The sequence below is a fragment of the Pseudomonas sp. SMSB3 genome (assembly GCF_052041965.1).
In the GTDB taxonomy this organism is placed as follows: Bacteria; Pseudomonadota; Gammaproteobacteria; order Pseudomonadales; family Pseudomonadaceae; genus Aquipseudomonas.
The window spans coordinates 163,908-181,904 of the sequence record NZ_JBKGGV010000002.1 but is presented as its reverse complement, the minus strand read 5'-3'; the positions used below and the strand labels follow the sequence as shown (position 1 = coordinate 181,904).

Here is a 17,997-nt window from a genome sequence, read left to right as displayed (position 1 = left end):
ATTAGGTGCTTAATGATTTGAGCGGAGTTATTCGTGTTGGCGACAAACTGTCTTCGGGAGGCATGGTGCTTGCCGGCACCCATGGATTGAAATTCATGCAGCTTGATGTCGCTTGTGTAGGTGATGCTGTTTTTTGTCCAATACCTGGGCACGGCGTGTATGAAATAGCAGAGGGGGATACAGGTTCACAAGTTAAAGGTCGGCCCATTGCTTTAGACGGTCATTGCTGTTCCTGTGGTTGTGAGTTGATCACGTCGCTTCAGTGGGGTCTGTTATGCGGAGCACGTTCTTGATGAATAGGCAGCTTGTGGGATTGATTGGGCTTTTTCTCCATGCCTTTTGCGTGGTCGGGGCGTACGCCGGCGAAACTCGTTGGGTTGATGCCAAGGGCGGACAAGTAGTGTTGGTGGTCCAAAACGGAGACGAATATCTAGTTGGCGTTCCTGTTGGATTAAAAGGGGGGCTATTTTGAGGGGGAGCTGCATCGCGTCGGTGACAAAAATTACCTCTCCATATTTCAGGTGGTCGACTCGAGCTTAATGCGTCCGGATGGGTTCTGTGGTTCTGGAAATGAAGTCTGGCTTCAATTATACAAAAATTCATCTGAAGTAAGTAGTCGTATATTGGTAAGTAGCTGCCTGAATTCGATCTCTCTGGCAAGCCAAAACTCAGGTCTGGAGGGGCAGGATAGTGATTTCTCATCAGTAAAATGGGACGATTATGGTTTTGCAATTGAGTGGTTCGAACGGGTCGATGCGGGGTTAGTGGCTATTGATAAGTGGCTTGATCTAGGAATTGATGATGATTGTCTGCTCTTGGTTGTTGCATATCAATTTGCTCCGAACGAATCGCGAGATACTGCTGAAGTAGTGGCTGGCTTGCTGTTAGGGAACTGCAATCCCACGCCGTCATTACACCCGATAGCTTGTCTTCATCGCCCGGAATTTTTGCGTGAGTCTGGTTCGGAAGTTGGGTTGTCGGGGCAGCAGGCGCTGGAATGGGCTCCTATAAATGTATGCTCGGTTGAGCATGTATGGCGATCAGGAGTTGATCAATGTCACGACAGCTTAGTGCGAATGGCGTTAGCAAGCCTAAGGCGAGGATGGCGCCAATGAAAAATATTTTCATGACTTGGACTCATTGCTTAGGTCAGCAGGTAGTGCAGCTCCTTGGTTGGCGATTTCGCTTGCTTCGGAGAGTATTGAGCTGGGTGCGGGGGCGCAGTTTGTCAATGCGGGTGGCTCTGACGGCTTTATATTCTGCAGCTGTGCAGTAACGCCTGTTTTTCCTGGTTCGGGATAAAGCTGTATATGTTCGCAATATTTGCGTGGATGCTTGCGGTTATGATGGCTATTGCTGGGTTTGCAATCTTTCTTGTGCTGGGATCTTGGTTGGTGAACATCCACCATGATGAGCTCGTTGTGCCTGTGTCCGTTGGTGCTTTTGCTGCTGGGGTTTAGGAGTTTCGAATTACGACCGTCGTTGGAGATATTCTTTCCAATACATGCTGTAGGAAGTTTTGTTAAAAAGATTCCATTTATTGATGTAAATCAATGCGATGTCGTTCCTCAGGTTGCTCCTATTAGATGGTTTTATTGAGGTATCGGTGTGCTGGTATGGAAGTCTATCTGTCATTCCGCCTGAAGCTTGTAGGACATTTCCTTATTTGAAGAGGGGGCTGGCGCAGGACAAAAAAATGCGCCATGGTTAGCGAGAAAGCCGTTCCGGTTGATACTGTCGGTCATGTGGTTTCAATCATTTGACAGCGCAATGTGATATAAAATTTTTGCTTGGTTGTTCACAAACGAGAGTCTGCAGCTGCCGGCAACCTTAAGCCTTAGGGCGAATACCTAAAATGGCACTCTGAGTGTCGAGCTTCGCGAGGAGCTAGCAGCGCCTGTGAATCAAGTAGAGCGCAAAAAACATTACGTATTTCGACTGGCAGCTAATTAGAAAAAATTCGGACAGTCAAGTTTTTCGAATCGCATGACGTCGCTGAGCGCGTGGAAGAAGTGCCAGGTCCTCGCTGAAAAAAGCACCCGATGTCAGCTCGAGCTTTTCTGATGAAAATTATGCGAAAGAGCCTGTCATGATGAGACCAATAATTAGCTCCTCTCATAACCACTACCAGCTTGAAGTCCAAGGCCTTGCCGCTGAAATCGATATCCTGTCATTCAAAGGCGAAGAGTGGCTGAGCCAGCCCTTCAGCTACACCATTGAAAAAATTGCAGATGATTTCTCAAACCAGGTTGGTGAATTGGCTGATGAGACGAAGAGGAGTTTTGATGCTTCGAGACGACGGAACCAGTTAGCTAAAAATTTTATAACCCGACAGTTGTATCTGTAGCGCTACACCCCCGAAGCTAAGGGCATATTGCTTTACCTTCTAACGCGTCATGGTAAGGGGATAATGTTGATCCAGGAAACATAGCGTCTCTCGATCGCTACGGCGAGCGAAAAAAAAAGGCGGTGCTTTGTGTGCTTAGTATTCAGACCAAGCCGGAGTGGCATAAAGTATTGCCTCGTGTCAATGCGCGAGGGAATGGCCCATCAGAGGGATATGATGAGTTAGACGCCGTCGAGCGGCATCAGCGAAGCCTGATTGATTTTCTTAAGTTAGGGGAGGATCGAGATAGAGGATTCTATGAAATAAAATATGAGCGAAGCGAATTGGCCATAATTTATGATCGTTTGAGCGAGTTCAGTTCTTCTGGTGACGCGCTCGCTACGAATGTTGCAGTCTATTATAAGCTAAACGTTGGTCGTAATCCGAATTACCCGCGACGCTGCAAGTTTGGTCCTTGTGGTGCGGGCATGCTTATGTAAATCTAATTGGAGTGGTCGTGAAAATTTTTGAGGTGTCTCTATTTTGTTTGGTTTTTGTGAGTTTGTCAGGCTGTGACCAGTTGGCGAGCGGAGTTGATCATAAGGAACTCGGGATAACGCCGATAGAGATGAAGCATTTTATCGAAGAAGTCAAAAGGGACTTGGTGTTCGTTGAGGGTGGTGAATACTTGATGGGGGATTATGGCTTGCAGTATGGGCCGGAGCAAATGTCTTATGATAGTGATGAAGACAGTCGGCCAGTACATAAGGTCAAGTTGAGCACCTTTTCTATTGCAAGATTTAAGATCTCAAATAAAGAGTTTGAGATGTATCTTAAAAGCAATGGTCTTAATTTGCGTTCTTTTGAGAATGAGGAAATACAGGAGGAATGGAAGAATATTCATTCTTTACCTAATTTGCCAGCGCATATGGACTGGTATGAGGCCGACCGCTATTGCAACTGGCTGGCTAAAGTGTCCAATCTTCCTTTCTCATTACCCACTGAAGCCCAGTGGGAGTACGCGGCACGCAGCCGCGGTCAGTTTTTGATGGTGGCCACTGATGACGGTACCTATAGGCAGACAAATGATGGTTTTACTAAATATGGGGGAGGGCCGAAAGGAATTAACATTTCTACTTCTCGAGATCGTCGGGATTTTGCTAGACAAATGGGATGGAGCACGGACGGACTTACGCCCTTGCCAGTAGACAGGTTTCCTTCCAATCCGTTGGGCCTTTACGCCATGTCGGATAATGGGCTGGAGTGGGCTAAAGATTGGTATGACGAAAATTATTATCAGTACTCCCCTGAAATTGACCCCCAGGGGCCGGAGACACCAGTGAGCAAGGACTACTATAGCCGGGATACAAAAGTTCTACGTGGTCAGGCATATGCCAATCCAAGCTGGGGAGGAGGAGTGAATGTGCACAGAACCCCTAAGAACCCGCATGGTTATGCATCTGAACATAAAATGATTGTGTTGGGCGATAAAACGGCTAGGTGCGTTGTTAATAGTGACAGTCGGATTGAGTAGCAGTGAGCTCAATATTTCAGGAGCATTTAAATTTGGGCTGCCTGAAAGGCGGGTAGTGATTTTATTATTGGGTGCTTATTGATATGCGCGGAGTTATTCGTGTTGGCGATAAACTGTCTTCGGAAGGCAAGGTACTTGCCGGTACCCGAGGATTGAAATTCATGCAGCTTGATGTCGCTTGCGTAGGTGATGCTGTTTTTTGTCCAATACCTGGGCACGGCGTGAATGAAATAGCAGAGGGGGATACAGGTTCAAAAGTTAAAGGTCGGCCCATTGCTTTAGACGGTCATTGCTGTTCCTGTGGTTGTGAGTTAATCACGTCGCTTCCTCAAGCAGGTAGGCTGTGAGATGGTAGTTGACCTGAACTCATTACCCGAGAGGCGATTGCTACCCCGGCAACCTCGGCACTGGCGATGGGGTGTGGTCATCTTGCTTTGTTCGCTCGTCGTTGGCGGGTTGATGGTCCTGCTTTGGCGGGTGGACAGTTGGCATACATCATTTTGGTTTTGGATCTGCGCATTATTAGGCGTTTTGATTACCGGGTTATTGTTCTACGCACTGCGCTTGTTGGCGTACGAGAAGCATCGAGATTATATAGAGAGTTGGAATGAGAGGCGCGATGAGTTGGAGCGGTCACTCATTCGGCGCGGCCAGCGTACGGTTGCCGTATTGGCCGTATCCTATTGTTCCGGGGCGGGTAATAATAAACTTGCTCAGGCCCTGCGTTTGGGTAGTAAGCCTCTCCAGCCTATTTATCTGGAAGGGCAAGCCTTGACAATGCGGTTGAGCCAGTTAAAACCGTCGGTACAAAATCACTCAAAGTCCGAATACGCTAAGCGTTTACGTGGATTTTTACAACAAGTTGTACGTGGGTTGGAGACTGATTTAGAGATCGGGGCGCGCAGTCTTGCTGTGGATGTTCGTATCAGGCATAACCATGTGCTTTGCAATGAAGAGCTTCTGTCTATTTGGTCTGCAGTTACCACCAACCCCCGTTTAACTGATAGCGTGGTCTTTGCGATGGACGATGATGGCGTAATGTGGCTGGATACTTGGTTGGATGCGCCGGAACGACATCAGTTGTTAGTGTCCGTCGAAATTAATCTTTTTCTAAATCCCGTTGCCGAACAGGCCGAGACCGTGACAGCTGTGTTGTTGGGCTCTTCGCAGTGGTGTAACACGCAAAAAATTGATTCGATCGCCCTCGTTCATCGCCCTGTCCAACTTGAGTGCGCTGGTCGCTCTATCAAGGATGCGGTTACGGATGCATTTCTTTGGGGGCAACTGCGTGCCGGAGAAGAAACGTACTTCAGTTGGCAGGCTCAGGTGCCTGGTGACGTTTTACGTGAGACAAGTATCGCTGTGAATGCAGCACGTTTCCCTTTTAACGTGGCCAGGTGTCATCGATTGGATGATTCGTTTGGTTTGCCTGGATGTGCAGTAGGTAATGTCGCATTAATCGTTGCTAGTGAATGTGCCCAGGCAGAGGACGGTCCGCAGGTTGTCCTGCTACACGATGCCTCTGCTCAAATTTTTATTGTCCGGCCTGCATGAGATCTTGAAATAGGGATTGATCGTGAAGAAGAGAATCAGCGTCTGGATGGTGATCCTGTGTTTGCTCGTTGCGGGTGGGGTATTGATCTGGGTCGATAATCCCGCCGTGCAGGTGAGGAGTGAGACTGCACGCTTGCAATGGTCAGCAGTGTTGTTGATCGGCTGTTTGATATTTCTCTTTCTCGATGGCGTCGGCGAATTGGCTATCCGAATGTTGGGCGCGAGAGATTTTATTGCTCTGATGGGACAAAGGCTTGGAGTCAACTGGACTCGTTCGACTGGCAGTAACGTGGTTTCTAATGCTGAGGATCCATTTGGCGTACGCGAGTTGAGGGCGCATTTGAATGGAAGCTACGGCTTCTTCTGGCGGCGAAAAATTCAACTGTTGTTGGTGGTCGGTGAGTCTGAGCAGATCGAGGCGATTGCCCCTGGGTTGAGCGAGCAGCGTTGGCTGGAAGGGCAAAACACCGTGCTGCTGTGGGCCGGCAGCATCCAAGGTGAACCGCAAGACGCGTTGCTTTTGCAGTGGCACGGCCTATGCCGCAACCGTGCGCTCAATGGGGTGGTCTGGGTGTTGAACAAAGACCAAAGCAATAACGTGAGCGCGATGAACGATAGCGTTCGTCGTTTGCAGAATCTGGCCAAAACCCTGCGCCGCCAATTGCTGCTGCATGTGTGGCAGGTCTGCGACAGTATGTGGCCGCAGCACGCCCGCGAAATCGGAGCGGTAGGCTGCATGCTTCCGGTACCATTATCGCCAGTGCGGCTCGCCGATAACTTAGGCATGCTCGCACGACCCTTACGTGAGCAGGGTCTATCGCAGCTTCAAAAAGACTCTGATCATGATTTCCTGCTTCGATTATCACGCGATGTTGCGACCGACGGTGTCTCCGGATGGTGCGCTGCATTGTCTGCGCTGTTCCGGCGACGCGACGTTTGGTTGCGTGGAGTGTGGTTCAGCTTACCACTGCGACACCAGAACAACCCTCGCGTGGGCCATCACTGGCCCGAAGACCCAGCATGGTCAGGGATCCTCAACGATCGCTCCGCCCGAGCCCGGCGATTGGGCTGGCATCCAGCCAAAATCGCCTACGTTTCTGCGTTGGGCCTGGCTTCTATCTGGGCCATCGGCATGCTGTTGTCGTTTGCCTGCAACCGTGCCGAGGTCGGTCAGATCGCGGTGGCGTACAGCGCGTTGCAGCAGCCCGGAGCAAACGCCGACACCAAAGAGGCTCTGGACGCGTTGGTCCGCGAACTTTCCCGCCTGGACTACCGATCAGAACACGGCACACCGTGGTACCAGCGCTTCGGCCTGAACCGGTCGCATGACCTGCGTGAAGCGGTATGGCCGCTTTATACGCAGGCCAATAACCAGCTGCTGCGTGACCCCGCCGTCTCTGAGCTGGAAAACCGGCTCAACGCGTTGGTCAACTTGCCTCCCGCGAGCCCTCAGCGCGCCAGGCAAGCGCAGCAGTCGTACAACTACCTCAAAGCCTATCTGATGCTGGCGCGCCCGGAAAAGGCTGATGCCGCGTTCCTGGCCCAGACCTTGGGCTCTGCCGAACCGGCACTGTGGACGTTCTACGGCCAGCATCTGCCCGAGCACACGGACTGGGCGATCAAGGCCGACCTCAGGTTGATTGCCCAAACACGCCAGGTGCTGCTGCGCGAACTGGGTCAGCGAAACGCTGAAAGCAGCCTGTACCAGCAGGTCCTCGACGCCGCGGCGAACCACTATCCGGCGTTGGATTTACAGCAAATGGTCGGCGACACCGATGCAAGCGCCCTGTTCACCAGTGCAGAACAGGTCCCCGGTGTATTCACCCGCCAAGCGTGGGAAGGGCAGGTTCGTGCAGCCATTGAAGAGGCGGCGCAGGCGCGGCGCGAAGAGATCGACTGGGTACTCAGCGACAACCCTAACGAGATCGCCAAGGAACTGAGCCCCGAGCAACTCAGGGAGCGGCTGACCAGACGCTACTTCCAGGATTACAGCAGTGCCTGGCTGACCTTTCTCAACAGCCTGCGCTGGCAGCAGGGACATGGCCTGAGCGATGTGATTGCACAGTTGACGCTGATCAGTGACGTGCGTCAGTCACCACTGATCGCCTTGATGAACACGCTGAGCGACCAGGGACAAGCCGGAGCTCGTGGCCAGGCCCTGGCCGATTCCCTGATCGAATCGGCACAGAAGTTAGTAGGGCAAAAAGCAGCGCCGATCGTCGATCAACTGCCCCAAACACCGAGTGGCCCACTTGATCCTACTTTTGGCCCATTGCTTTCGCTTCTGGGAAAGGACGCTGATGGCCGAGCGGGTAATGACCGCCTGAGCCTGCAAACTTACCTGACGCGGGTTACCGCTGTGCGCTTGAAGCTGCAGCAACTGGTCACTGCGCCCGACCCTGAGGCAATGATCCAGACACTGGCGCAAACGGTGTTCCAGGGGAAGAGCGTGGACCTGACAGACACCCAGACCTATGGCAACCTGATCGCCGCTAGCCTGGGCGCCGACTGGGGGCCAGCGGCCAACACGCTGTTCGTGCAGCCGTTGGATCAGGCCTGGCAGCAGATTCTTCAGCCCTCGTCGGCAGGCCTCAACAGGGCGTGGCAGCGCGCAATTGTCGATGAGTGGCAGAGCGCTTTCAGTGGCCGTTACCCTTTCGCCGCCACCAGCAGTGACGCTTCATTGCCCATGTTGGGGCAGATGATCCGAGCCGACTCCGGGCGGATCGAACAGTTTCTGGCTCAGCAGCTCACGGGGCTTCTACGCAAAGAAGGCAGCCGCTGGGTGGCCGACTCGCGGCGAAGCCAGGGGCTGCGTTTCAACCCGGACTTTCTGACAGCGATCAATCAGCTCAGTCAGCTGGCCGATGTGCTGTATACCGATGGCGGCATGGGTGTGAGCTTCGAGCTGCGAGGCAAACCTGTGCGTGATGTAGTGCAGACCGTCTTCGTACTCAATGGGGAGAAGCATCACTACTTCAACCAGCGAGAGAGCTGGCAACGCTTTCGCTGGCCCGGGCAGGGGGATCACCCCGGCATCAGCCTGACGTGGAGCAGCGTCCATGCCGGCGAACGCTTGTTTGCGCATTACCAGGGCACCTGGGGGCTGATTCGTCTGCTGGAGCAGGCCAATGTCACCGCGCTGGAGGACGGCGACAGCCGCTTTAGGGTCGTGCTGAGCGCGCCGGATGGTCTGGGCCTGACCTGGCACTTGCGCACGGAGTTGGGCGAAGGGCCGCTGGCCCTGATCAAGTTGCGCGGGTTCAGCTTGCCGCGAGAGATCTTTCTGGTAGAGGGCCGGGATACCCCGCAGTACACGCAAAATGGGGGTTATCAATGAGCCTGAAACGACTGGTAGAGAGCTGCTTGCCCACAAGCGAGCCAGTGGTCATTGCCCGTAAACACAGCGAATGCTGGGAGTCTTGGCTAACACCGATCAGCGGTGGTGCACCGGTGGGAGAGGATCCGGGCTACGACGACGATTTCCAGCGCATGCGCGAAGAGGTCAACAAGCTCTCCGGGGCGGACGTGGACCTTGTGGCGCAACTGGCGCAGAAGCTGCTCCAGCAGTGCTGCAAAGACCTCCGTGTTGCCACCTACTACCTCTGGGCCCGCTTGCACAGGGACGGGGAGGCTGGCTTGGCAGATGGTCTGAATCTGCTGGCGGCGCTGTTGGAGCGATATGCCACCGATATCCTGCCGGTGCGGCCCAATAGCCGCAGGATGGCCTTGGAGTGGCTTGCTGGCAGCAGGGTTCTGGCGAGCCTGTCGCTGTACCCTCAGGTGGTCAAGGCTGAAACCGAACGAACGGTGGCTGCTTTGGTGTGGTTGGAGCACGGCTTCAGCCAGTGGCCGGAAGACCAGCGACCACGACTGGATACCTTGTACGGCGCCCTCGACATTCGACTCGCCGCGTCGGGAGGCGTTGATGCAATCGTCCCTCAGACGGGTAGTGACTCACCCGTAGAGGGTAGGGCGGCAGGCCCCAGCCCGACACCCATCAAGTCCGGGCGAGATCTGCTGGACAGTGGTCGAGTGCTAGCCAGCTATCTGCGTGATCAACCGGAGGGGTGGTTGGCGGCACATCGGCTGATGAAGAGCCTGCGCTGGGACACCGTGCATCAGGTGCCGCCGCATGATGCACAGCGCATTACCCGCCTGAAACCGCCTCGCGTCGAGTATCGCGCGCAGCTCAAGCGCTTGCACCTGCAGCAAAGCTGGCGCGAGCTTATCGACTTGGCTGAGCAAATGTATACCGAAAGCGTCAACCACTTCTGGCTGGATTTGCAATGGTGCCTCCATCAGGCCTTGAGCAAGTCGGCTGAGCCTCACAAGAGCTGGGCGGATATCGTCAAACACGATCTGGCCATGCTGCTGCACCGTCTGCCTGGCGTTGAGCTGCTGTGCTGGAGCGATGGCTCGCCATTTGCCGATGAAGTCACGCGTGAGTGGATCAACCAGCAGGTCAGCGGTAACCGCCCAGAACGATGGCTGCCCGCAGCGGCCCCCGCACCGTCGACGGCCTTATGCGAAATACTCGCCTTGGAGCCTGAGGCATTGGCGCAAGCGGATGCCGATGGAGTCGAGCAAGCGCTGGCCTGGTTGGCGAGCCGCCCCGATGTGCAGGCCGGGCGACAGCGCTGGTTACTGCGTTTGCTGATGGCGCGGGTGGCCGAGCAGTGCGGCAAGGCCGAACTGGCCATTCATTTGTTCACTGAGCTGGACGCTGCCGCGCAACGCCACACAGTTGCCGACTGGGAGCCTGACCTGCTGTTCGAGGTCAAGGCGCGCTTGCTCAAGCTGCTGCGTTTGAAAGCCCAGCGCAACGACGCTGACCGGCCTGCGTTGGCGCGGCAGATGGAACAGCAGCTGGCAGCACTCGTATCCATTGACCCGGTGCGTGCTGCAGTGCTGTGCAGCTAATTCACTTTGATCAGGAATCTGTTTTGACTACGGACAACCTAACCCTGCGTTACTTCGACGCTGAAATGCGCTACCTGCGCGAAGCGGGCAAGGAGTTTGCCCAGGCTTTTCCGGACCGAGCGGCGCAGCTCAACCTGGACAAGCCCGGCGCTGAAGACCCCTTTGTCGAGCGCTTGTTCGAAGGCTTCGCGTTCCTGATGGGGCGCCTGCGTGAGAAATTGGACGATGACCTTCCCGAGCTGACGGAGGGGCTGGTCAGCCTGCTGTGGCCCCACTATCTGCGCACCATCCCATCATTGGCCATCGTCGAACTGATGCCAGATGCCAGTCAGATGAAAGGCTGCGAGGCGGTCGCAAGGGGTTTTCAAGTGCTGTCACAGCCGGTGGGGCAGCATCGTACCCGGTGCCGCTACTGCACCACTCAGGATCTGACGCTTCGGCCGCTCAATCTGGAGACCGTGCGGCTTGACCATGGACCTGATGGGCGTGCAATTCTACGCCTGCGCTTCGCGCGTGGAGCACTGGCCAACTGGGATCAACTCGACCTCGCGGATATACCCTTGTATCTGAATGCCGATGCAGCGCTTGCCAGCGTGCTGCACCAAGCGCTGACGTTGAGCGTGCAGGCGCTGCATGTGCGTTTGCCAGGCGCGGCGCAACGCAAGGCATTTGCGGGGCATTTCAAGCCAAAGGGGTTTGCCGACGATGATCGCCTTTGGCCCAAGGGCGACAGTGCTTTCAGTGGCTATCAGCTGTTGCTGGAGTACTTCACGTTCCGTGAGAAATTCATGTTCGTCACGCTCTGTGGCCTCGATTCGCTCGAGTTGCCACCTGACGCCCATTGGTTCGAGCTTGAAGTCGTGCTCAGTGAAGCCTGGTCGCATACGTTTACGCCCACCCAGGAGCACATTCGTCTGCACGCGGTTCCCGTGATCAATCTGTTTGCACTGGAGGCGGATCCACTCACCTTGGACCCGTTGCAGAATGAATACCTGCTGCGCCCAATGCGCTTGCAGGACGGTCATACAGAGATCTACTCAGTAGACAGAGTTTCTGGAACGAAGGACAGCGTGCGTCAGGACTACGTGCCTTTCAGCAGCTTTCGCCACAAAGGGGGAATGCTTCGCGATGAGGCACCCGAGCGCTACTTTCATACCCGCTTGAGGCGCGGCGCCAACGGTCTTCACGACACCTGGCTGATCCTGGGCGGCGAGGGCTTCGACAAGGATGTGCTGCTCAATCGCAAAAGCCTGTCGTTGCGCCTGACCGGTACCAATGGACAGTTGCCGCGCAAAGCCTTGCGTAGCACGTTGCTCGATGCCGCGGCTCAGTCCACTCAGGCAGGCTTGAAAGTACGCAATCTGACCGCGCCGACCCTGCCGTGCTACCCGCCGAACCGAGATCGTTTTCACTGGCGTGTGCTCAGTCACCTGGGATCGAATTTTTTACCGATGCTCAACAGTGCTGAAGTACTGCGTGGCACGTTAGCGTTGTACGAGTGGACGGGCAGCGAAACCAATCGCCGCCGTCTGGAGGCCATCGTCGACGTCAAGCATCACCTGATCCAGCGCTTCGAGAAAGGCTTCTTGCTGCGAGGCGTGGATATCGAAGTGACGGTCGATAGCAACGGTTTTTCGGGCGAGGGCGACATCTGCCTGTTCGGTGAAATGCTGAGCCGGTTCTTCGCGCTATACGCGGACATTCATTTGTGCACTCAACTGACGATGATGCTGCAGCCGACGGGGAGGTGCCTGCGATGGAACGAACATCACAGTCAGCGTATTCCCGGCTAAAGGCCGAAGGCATTCTGCACATGCTGGCTGAACAGGTGTCGACGGCGAACGTCTACCGCTTCTGCCAGGTGCTGGAGCAGGTGCTGGCTGAACAGCCACCGCTAGGCAGCACTGCACATCCCGGCGATGACTGGGTCAGGTTCCGCCCAGACCCTGGAATGGGATTCCCGGCAGGCGAGTTGAAGGCCATCGAAATCGACGAAGCTTCTCCAGCTCGACCGTTGACTGTGCGCACCCGGCTGCTGGGTTTGTATGGGGTCGACTCTCCTTTGCCCACGGCCTATCTGGACGCAATTGCCCAGCGGCGCGAAGGCCATGAAGCGCTGGAGCACTTCCTCGATATCTTCAATCATCGAATATTCACTCAGTTCTACCGGATCTGGCGCAAGTACTCCTACCCGGCAACATTCGAGCCGGGCGGGCGCGATGCCACTTCACAGTGCCTGTTGGGCTTGATCGGATTGGGCATCCCCGGTACGGCAGAGCGTATCGCCACACCGATGTCACGTTTTCTGGCCCTGCTCAGCGTGATGCGTCTACCCACGCGCAATGCCGAAGGGATTGGTGCGTTGGTGAAATTGCTGGCCCCGCACACGGATACGCACGTCATCGGGCATTGGCCGCAGAGCACTGTGCTTGAGCAGCCCGCCAGTCTTGCGCCAGAGCATCCGGTGACCTTGGGCCAGGGTATGCCTCTGGGCGCTGTCGGCCACGACGCGAATAGCCAACTACGGCTGCGGCTGTGCACCGAGAACCAGGATGAGGCGCATGGATGGCTTCCTGGTGGCCAGCTGATCGCTGATTTGCGCGTGTTGCTTGAGGTGTATCTGGGGTGGCGTTGCACAGCGCTGCTTCAGCTCTCAATCCCACACCAGATGGTGCCGGCGCCTGTACTAGGACGCACCCGGTCGATGCTTGGCATGACCGCTGTATTGAAGCGTGGGGAGAGCGTACTCGCATCGGCTCAAGACGACACGATCACGATCAACCTGGGCCGATATCAGGGTCTGCATTTGAACCCTCGCAGGAAGGAGGTACAGCATGTTGCGTACCGTGCTTAATGGCGTCACCGCATCAACGTTGATTGCTGTTTTGAGTGGGTGTGGCCTTGCACAAAAGGTGGCAGATGGCACGGCGTCCACTGCCCAGGCGATCTTCTACAAGCAAGTCAAAACGCTGCACCTGGATCTCAACGGCCGGACAGCGATAAATACCGATGGCGCAGAGATGAGCGGATTGTCGGTGCCAGTGCTGGTACGGGTCTACCAGCTGAAGGACAACAAAGCGTTGGAGAGCGCCGGCTATGACGATCTGCTGAACCAGGATGCGCGTGTGCTTCGCGATGATCTGCTCGATGAGCGCGTCGTGGTGATAAAACCCGGCGAGGCGGCGCAGGTGAATACAGCTCTGCAAGGCGGCGCTCAGTACGTTGCAGTGGTTGCGCTGTTCCGCAGTCCAGACGTGATTGAAAATACCTGGCGCGTTGTCTTGCAGCGGGACGACCTCGAACCGGATCAGGCCAGAGTGCTCGAATTGGCCGATAACCGGCTGACGCTTCGACCGCGTGCGGAGGGCTGAACGCATGCCTGAGTCCAGCCCTTCTCTTTACGAAATCCTGTTGCAGAACTTCCGCGGTGAGCTAGCGCTGGATCAGGTGAATGAAGATGACCAGCTGACCCTCTCGGTACTGGACAATATTCAGCGCATCCTCAACAGCCGTGCCGGTTCACTCTCGCATCTGCCCGACTATGGCTTGCCGGATATGGGCAAGGTGCTGCAAGGGCTACCGGCTTCAGCCCATGGCTTGATCAACGACATCGCCTGCACCTTGCGCCGCTATGAGCCGCGGCTGGCGCAGGTGAGCGTCCAGCTGATCCCTCAGTCTCGTCCCGGTCATCTCGACTATGCCCTTGACGTGCTGATCAAGGGCGGCGGCAGGGTGTCCTTTGGGACCACACTCGGCGCCGGAGGCAGGGTTGTGGTGCATCACCTCAAGCAGGAAGGCTGCCTTCCCGTGCAATGGAACTGACAGGGGGCCAGATGACGGCACTTTTTGAAATGCGTGTTCGCCTGGGTGGGGATCCGGGTAACTTCGATGAGTTCAAGGTGCTGCACGATGAGTTGGCAAAACTCAATCATCCTGCCTGCCCAGACGTGGACTGGGCAAAGGTTGAGGGGCTGTGCCTGCGGCTTTTCGAGCTGAACGGGGTTGAACTGCAGACGGCGGTGGCTTTCGTGCTGGCGCGTAGCTACCGCACGGGTGTGACGGGCTTGACCGAGGGTGTCGCGCTGCTCGCCGCATTGAGCGATGAGTGGCCGCGCTTGTGGCCAGTGCAGGCGTCAGCTCGCATCGATCTCATTGCATGGCTGTTTACTCAGTTGCACCCATTGGTGCGCATGGTGGAGTGGGGCAGGTCGAGTTCGGCGGCGTTGAGCGAAGTGATTGGCGAATTGAACCGCCTCGAACACTGCTTGGAACGCCTTGGCCATGCACCTATGGTGACATTGCAGGTTTTCCGAAACCAACTAGCCAGCCTCTTGCAGCGCATGTCAGAAAGCCGGGTGGCGGCGATGCCGCTTCCTCTGCGATCCTGGGCAACGATTGCTCAGCCCTCCATAACGCCTCAAATTGCTGCCGTCCTTCCTGCGCCCTCCACCTACACACTGGTAGTCGAGCCTGCGGCACAGAAGCGAGCCGTATGGCCGTGGGTGCCGATGTGGGTGGTCATGTTTGCATTGATGGGGTGGCTAGGCTGGCAGGCGTGGCCATCCAGGCAAGCCAACGCGCTTCCTGCGCCCGACCCTATCCAACTCGACAGCTTGAGCTTGTTCGATCCTGGCAGCGCTGAACTAAAACCTGGTTCAACCAAGCTATTGATCAATGCGCTCGTTGGAATCAAGGCTCAACCAGGCTGGCTGATCGTTATTTCCGGGCATGCCGATGCGCAAGGGGATGCCGCCCGGAATCTCGATCTTTCTCGCGCCCGTGCCTCTGCGGTTCGCGACTGGATGCAGCGTATGGGCGATATTCCGGACAGTTGCTTCGCTGTTCAGGGTGTCGCTGCCAGTCAACCACTCGGCAGTAACGACACCCTGAATGGTCGGGCTGAGAATCGTCGAGTGGACATACGATTGGTACCCCAACGACATGCATGCGGTGAGGTATGACTCACCCGCTCTGGGGCGAGTTGCATCGCCCTTGCGGCATCGCCTGTTGATGGCTACGGGTGGGTCAAGTCGCCACCCGTGTGCGTGCCAAACAGTCTTTGCAATTGACCACCGTCTGCGCCATCGCATGCTCCACATGCACCAACCCCGAACCACACATCGAACAAAACCACGCCCCACCCACGCCAGCCCCCGCCAACGGCAGCTCGGCGAGGTAATCCGCCACCCGCCGCTGCAACCCATGATCGACCTGCTGCAACAGCACATCGAACAACGCCTGACTCAACCCGGAACGCGGCCCCGACCCATCGTAGCTCGACGAATTGAACTGCCACTGCTCCCTGACCGCGCGATCGCTCAGCGACAGCATGCTGCCCGGAATGCTGTTGGACGCCTGCCGTTTGCTGACCTGAGCCCGCGCCACATACGACAACGCCCCGCGCACCGCCGTGTTGGCCAGCGACCAGATATGCCGCACCGGGTGCACCTCCAGCAACTGCGCCGTCACCTGCGCAGCCTTTTTCCTCGCCTCGAACGGCAGGCCATGTTCGGCGCATCGGTTGGCCACGTAGGCGCAGACCTCCTCGATACAGAGCTGTCGGATCAATTCGCCGACCTCATCGCGCCATTGCGCTTGCGCCCCGCTTGACAGCCCCGCGTGCAGCGCACGATACAACCCACCAACCCCAGCGCGCTGCGTGCCTTCCAGGCTGACATTGGCGACCCAGCGCACTTTGTTCTGCCACGCCTTGGGCATGGCATCATCGCTGAACGCCGCCAGCGGTGAATCCGGGTCGACCAACAGCACATGCGCCACGTGCAGAGCCAGCAGGATCTCAGTATCCATGTGTGCCGAGGGGCTGACCCGCGCGTCATCGGTGGCCGTTTCGGCGGCTTGGATGCAATCGCGTTGAGCATCCATGCGCACCTCCAGTAACGCCAGCAACTGCAATCGATGGGTGATCGACAGCCTGTCCAACGGCACCGGCGGCCGCTTGCCCAGGCACCAGTGATCCTGGATGCGTTTGCGCTTCTCCAGCGCCCGTTGCTGCTTGGCCAGCTCACGTGCCGTCAGACATGGCGCGCAGGTGCATTCGCGGTGCCACTGACTCCGGCCTGGATAGAAATAGCGATGCTGGCACTGCGCGCAATACGCCATATTGTCATTGAAGCTGTGCGCCGAGCGGCTTCTGCGTCGCTCGAACAGCGGCACATTGCAGTAAGGGCACTGGTGTTCAGCACACGGGACCGGCGCAAAGGCCTTGATCAGGCTACTGGGGGCGATATCGATGGCGTAGCGTTCGAGCAGCACCGCGATCTTCTCCCCGCCTATGTAGGCCGCATACAACGCTTCGATTTGCTCGGCGGTGAGGTGCTGCAATTTTGAGGTGTAGTCCGACAAACCTGATTCTCCCTGCGCTCAGTCGCTTGTGAGGTTTGTCGACAATGATGCAATGCCAGGCAAGGTGCAGGTTGTGGGAGGCGTCCGTGGCGCTGGTAGGAGTTTTCCGATTTACACAGCCAGCAGCGCTACCGCGCCTGGGTCAAGCGAATGATCTGCCGCGCGCAGAAGGCGCCGGTCAGAATTACCCCAAACAAGCGCAAAGTCTGCATCGCCAGCACCAGGCCGACATCGGCGTGAGTCTCCACGGCGATGATCGCCATGGCATCCAGCCCCCCAGGGCTGGTCGCCAGGTACATGGAAAGAAAGTCCGTGCCCATCGCCACTGCCAGCAGGTACGCACAGGCAGCGCAAGCCAGGATCAACGCCAGGGCACCGGCGATCATGGTCGGCAAACGCCTCCAGACATAACGCACCGTTGGCCGATCGAAACGCAGGCCGATATAACAGCCAATCGCGCCATAAGCTGCCGCCAGTAGCGGCTCGGGCAAACTGATGGTCAGTAGCCCGCTCAGTTGCAGTGCACCGCCGAGCAACAGCGGCGTCAGCAGCGCGCCGGCAGGCAGGCGATTGCCCAGGGTGATGCCGGCAAACACCACGGCCACGCTGAGCAGGGTAGCCATGGGTTGGGGATCTTGCACGACCGCAGGGGCGCCGGCCGCCACGCTTGCCCCCGCGGTAGCGCCCAGCAGGTGGCTGACCAATGAACCGATCATCACCACGCAGACCACTCGCACATACTGCATGGTCGCCACGACGCGGCCATCCGCGCCGTTCTCTTCGGCCATCATTACCATCGCCGAAGCTGCGCCGGGCGCCGTGCCCCAGGCGGCGGTGCTGCCCGGGATACCGCCGAAGCGCACCGTGCCCAGGCCCACCAAGGCGCTGAGCAAGACCGTGATCAGCGTCGCCACCAGCATCAGGTGCCAGGATTGGACCATGGCCGACAGTACCGCCCAGGTCACCGAGTGCGCCACCAGCAGCCCGACGCAGCCCTGGCCGAAGCGAAAGATTTGGCGGTGCAGGCGCAGGTTGCTACCAGCGATGCCAAAGCCCATGGCCGCCAGCATGGGGCCCAGGAACAGCCCGGCGGGTACGCCCATGGCATGCAGCAACTGCCCGCAAGCCACGGCGCTGGCAGCCAGGGCGAACCATTTGAGTAGTTGTCTGCTTGAAGCGGGAAGGGCGATCTGCAACGTCGGTACTCCTTGCACAGCGAAAACCCGATACTGGCAACGCCAGCCAGAAAATTATCGACGGCACAATCGATCAAGTCTATTTTCTACTTTTGATCAAT

The 17,997-nt window shown here is 56.8% G+C and carries 15 protein-coding genes; 13 read left to right on the top strand and 2 right to left on the bottom strand.

Going from position 1 to position 17,997, the window contains the following annotated elements; translation table 11 throughout:
• Nucleotides 1-5: 5 nt before the first annotated feature.
• From ACLEJW_RS04120 to ACLEJW_RS04060, 13 genes are all read left to right on the top strand, one after another.
• Nucleotides 6-293 carry a PAAR domain-containing protein gene (locus ACLEJW_RS04120; protein ID WP_313294836.1) on the top strand — a complete coding sequence of 96 codons (288 nt, stop codon included), beginning with the start codon at nucleotides 6-8 and terminating at the stop codon, nucleotides 291-293.
• 246 nt (nucleotides 294-539) lie between these two features.
• Nucleotides 540-1,115 (top strand): hypothetical protein, encoded by a 576-nt coding sequence (locus ACLEJW_RS04115; protein WP_313294837.1) that lies wholly within the window; start codon nucleotides 540-542, stop codon nucleotides 1,113-1,115.
• 974 nt (nucleotides 1,116-2,089) lie between these two features.
• A complete protein-coding gene (locus ACLEJW_RS04110; RefSeq protein WP_313294838.1) occupies nucleotides 2,090-2,347 on the top strand; it encodes a hypothetical protein in 258 nt (85 codons plus the stop codon).
• 496 nt (nucleotides 2,348-2,843) lie between these two features.
• Entirely contained in the window at nucleotides 2,844-3,860 is a 1,017-nt protein-coding gene (locus ACLEJW_RS04105) for a formylglycine-generating enzyme family protein (protein ID WP_440777024.1), read from the top strand.
• A gap of 83 nt (nucleotides 3,861-3,943) precedes the next feature.
• A complete protein-coding gene (locus ACLEJW_RS04100) occupies nucleotides 3,944-4,207 on the top strand; it encodes a PAAR domain-containing protein (RefSeq protein WP_440777023.1) in 264 nt (87 codons plus the stop codon).
• Between the two features lie 73 nt (nucleotides 4,208-4,280).
• Nucleotides 4,281-5,414, top strand: a complete 1,134-nt coding sequence (locus ACLEJW_RS04095; protein ID WP_313294841.1) for a hypothetical protein — start codon at nucleotides 4,281-4,283, stop codon at nucleotides 5,412-5,414.
• A 46-nt stretch (nucleotides 5,415-5,460) separates the two neighbouring features.
• On the top strand, nucleotides 5,461-8,754 hold the full coding sequence (locus tag ACLEJW_RS04090) for an ImcF-related family protein (protein ID WP_313294936.1): 3,294 nt from the start codon (nucleotides 5,461-5,463) through the stop codon (nucleotides 8,752-8,754).
• Nucleotides 8,751-10,337: a type VI secretion system protein TssA gene (gene tssA, locus ACLEJW_RS04085; protein WP_440777022.1), complete on the top strand. Its 1,587-nt coding sequence runs from the start codon at nucleotides 8,751-8,753 to the stop codon at nucleotides 10,335-10,337. Before ACLEJW_RS04090 ends, tssA begins: the two co-directional genes overlap by 4 nt.
• Before the next feature lie 23 nt (nucleotides 10,338-10,360).
• Nucleotides 10,361-12,130 (top strand): type VI secretion system baseplate subunit TssF, encoded by a 1,770-nt coding sequence (gene tssF, locus ACLEJW_RS04080; RefSeq protein ID WP_440777021.1) that lies wholly within the window; start codon nucleotides 10,361-10,363, stop codon nucleotides 12,128-12,130.
• Entirely contained in the window at nucleotides 12,094-13,191 is a 1,098-nt protein-coding gene (gene tssG / locus ACLEJW_RS04075) for a type VI secretion system baseplate subunit TssG (protein WP_440777020.1), read from the top strand. The genes tssF and tssG overlap by 37 nt, the downstream gene beginning before the upstream one ends.
• The gene (tssJ, locus tag ACLEJW_RS04070; RefSeq protein WP_440777019.1) at nucleotides 13,172-13,708 is read left to right on the top strand and encodes a type VI secretion system lipoprotein TssJ; all 537 of its coding nucleotides are present in this window, start codon (nucleotides 13,172-13,174) and stop codon (nucleotides 13,706-13,708) included. Before tssG ends, tssJ begins: the two co-directional genes overlap by 20 nt.
• 4 nt (nucleotides 13,709-13,712) lie before the next feature.
• Entirely contained in the window at nucleotides 13,713-14,159 is a 447-nt protein-coding gene (tssE, locus tag ACLEJW_RS04065) for a type VI secretion system baseplate subunit TssE (protein ID WP_440777018.1), read from the top strand.
• 11 nt (nucleotides 14,160-14,170) lie between these two features.
• Nucleotides 14,171-15,298 carry an OmpA family protein gene (locus ACLEJW_RS04060; RefSeq protein WP_440777017.1) on the top strand — a complete coding sequence of 376 codons (1,128 nt, stop codon included), beginning with the start codon at nucleotides 14,171-14,173 and terminating at the stop codon, nucleotides 15,296-15,298.
• A gap of 64 nt (nucleotides 15,299-15,362) precedes the next feature.
• Here the strand turns inward: ACLEJW_RS04060 and ACLEJW_RS04055 are convergent, their stop codons facing one another.
• Together ACLEJW_RS04055 and ACLEJW_RS04050 are read right to left on the bottom strand one after the other, a co-directional pair.
• Nucleotides 15,363-16,700, bottom strand: coding sequence for a hypothetical protein (locus tag ACLEJW_RS04055; protein ID WP_313294852.1), 1,338 nt, complete (start codon nucleotides 16,698-16,700; stop codon nucleotides 15,363-15,365).
• 128 nt (nucleotides 16,701-16,828) lie between these two features.
• Nucleotides 16,829-17,803 carry an AbrB family transcriptional regulator gene (locus ACLEJW_RS04050; RefSeq protein ID WP_440777204.1) on the bottom strand — a complete coding sequence of 325 codons (975 nt, stop codon included), beginning with the start codon at nucleotides 17,801-17,803 and terminating at the stop codon, nucleotides 16,829-16,831.
• Nucleotides 17,804-17,997 lie beyond the last annotated feature (194 nt).

What these genes read in the sequence shown, in the direction of transcription:
- ACLEJW_RS04115 (WP_313294837.1), top strand. Translation starts at nt 540, where the DNA reads ATGCGTCCGGATGGGTTCTGTGGTTCTGGAAATGAAGTCTGGCTTCAA.
- ACLEJW_RS04110 (WP_313294838.1), top strand. Translation starts at nt 2,090, where the DNA reads ATGATGAGACCAATAATTAGCTCCTCTCATAACCACTACCAGCTTGAA.
- ACLEJW_RS04100 (WP_440777023.1), top strand. Translation starts at nt 3,944, where the DNA reads ATGCGCGGAGTTATTCGTGTTGGCGATAAACTGTCTTCGGAAGGCAAG.
- ACLEJW_RS04090 (WP_313294936.1), top strand. Translation starts at nt 5,461, where the DNA reads ATGGTGATCCTGTGTTTGCTCGTTGCGGGTGGGGTATTGATCTGGGTC.
- tssA (WP_440777022.1), top strand. Translation starts at nt 8,751, where the DNA reads ATGAGCCTGAAACGACTGGTAGAGAGCTGCTTGCCCACAAGCGAGCCA.
- tssG (WP_440777020.1), top strand. Translation starts at nt 12,094, where the DNA reads ATGGAACGAACATCACAGTCAGCGTATTCCCGGCTAAAGGCCGAAGGC.
- tssJ (WP_440777019.1), top strand. Translation starts at nt 13,172, where the DNA reads ATGTTGCGTACCGTGCTTAATGGCGTCACCGCATCAACGTTGATTGCT.
- tssE (WP_440777018.1), top strand. Translation starts at nt 13,713, where the DNA reads ATGCCTGAGTCCAGCCCTTCTCTTTACGAAATCCTGTTGCAGAACTTC.
- ACLEJW_RS04060 (WP_440777017.1), top strand. Translation starts at nt 14,171, where the DNA reads ATGACGGCACTTTTTGAAATGCGTGTTCGCCTGGGTGGGGATCCGGGT.
- ACLEJW_RS04050 (WP_440777204.1), bottom strand. Translation starts at nt 17,803, where the DNA reads ATGGGCGTACCCGCCGGGCTGTTCCTGGGCCCCATGCTGGCGGCCATG.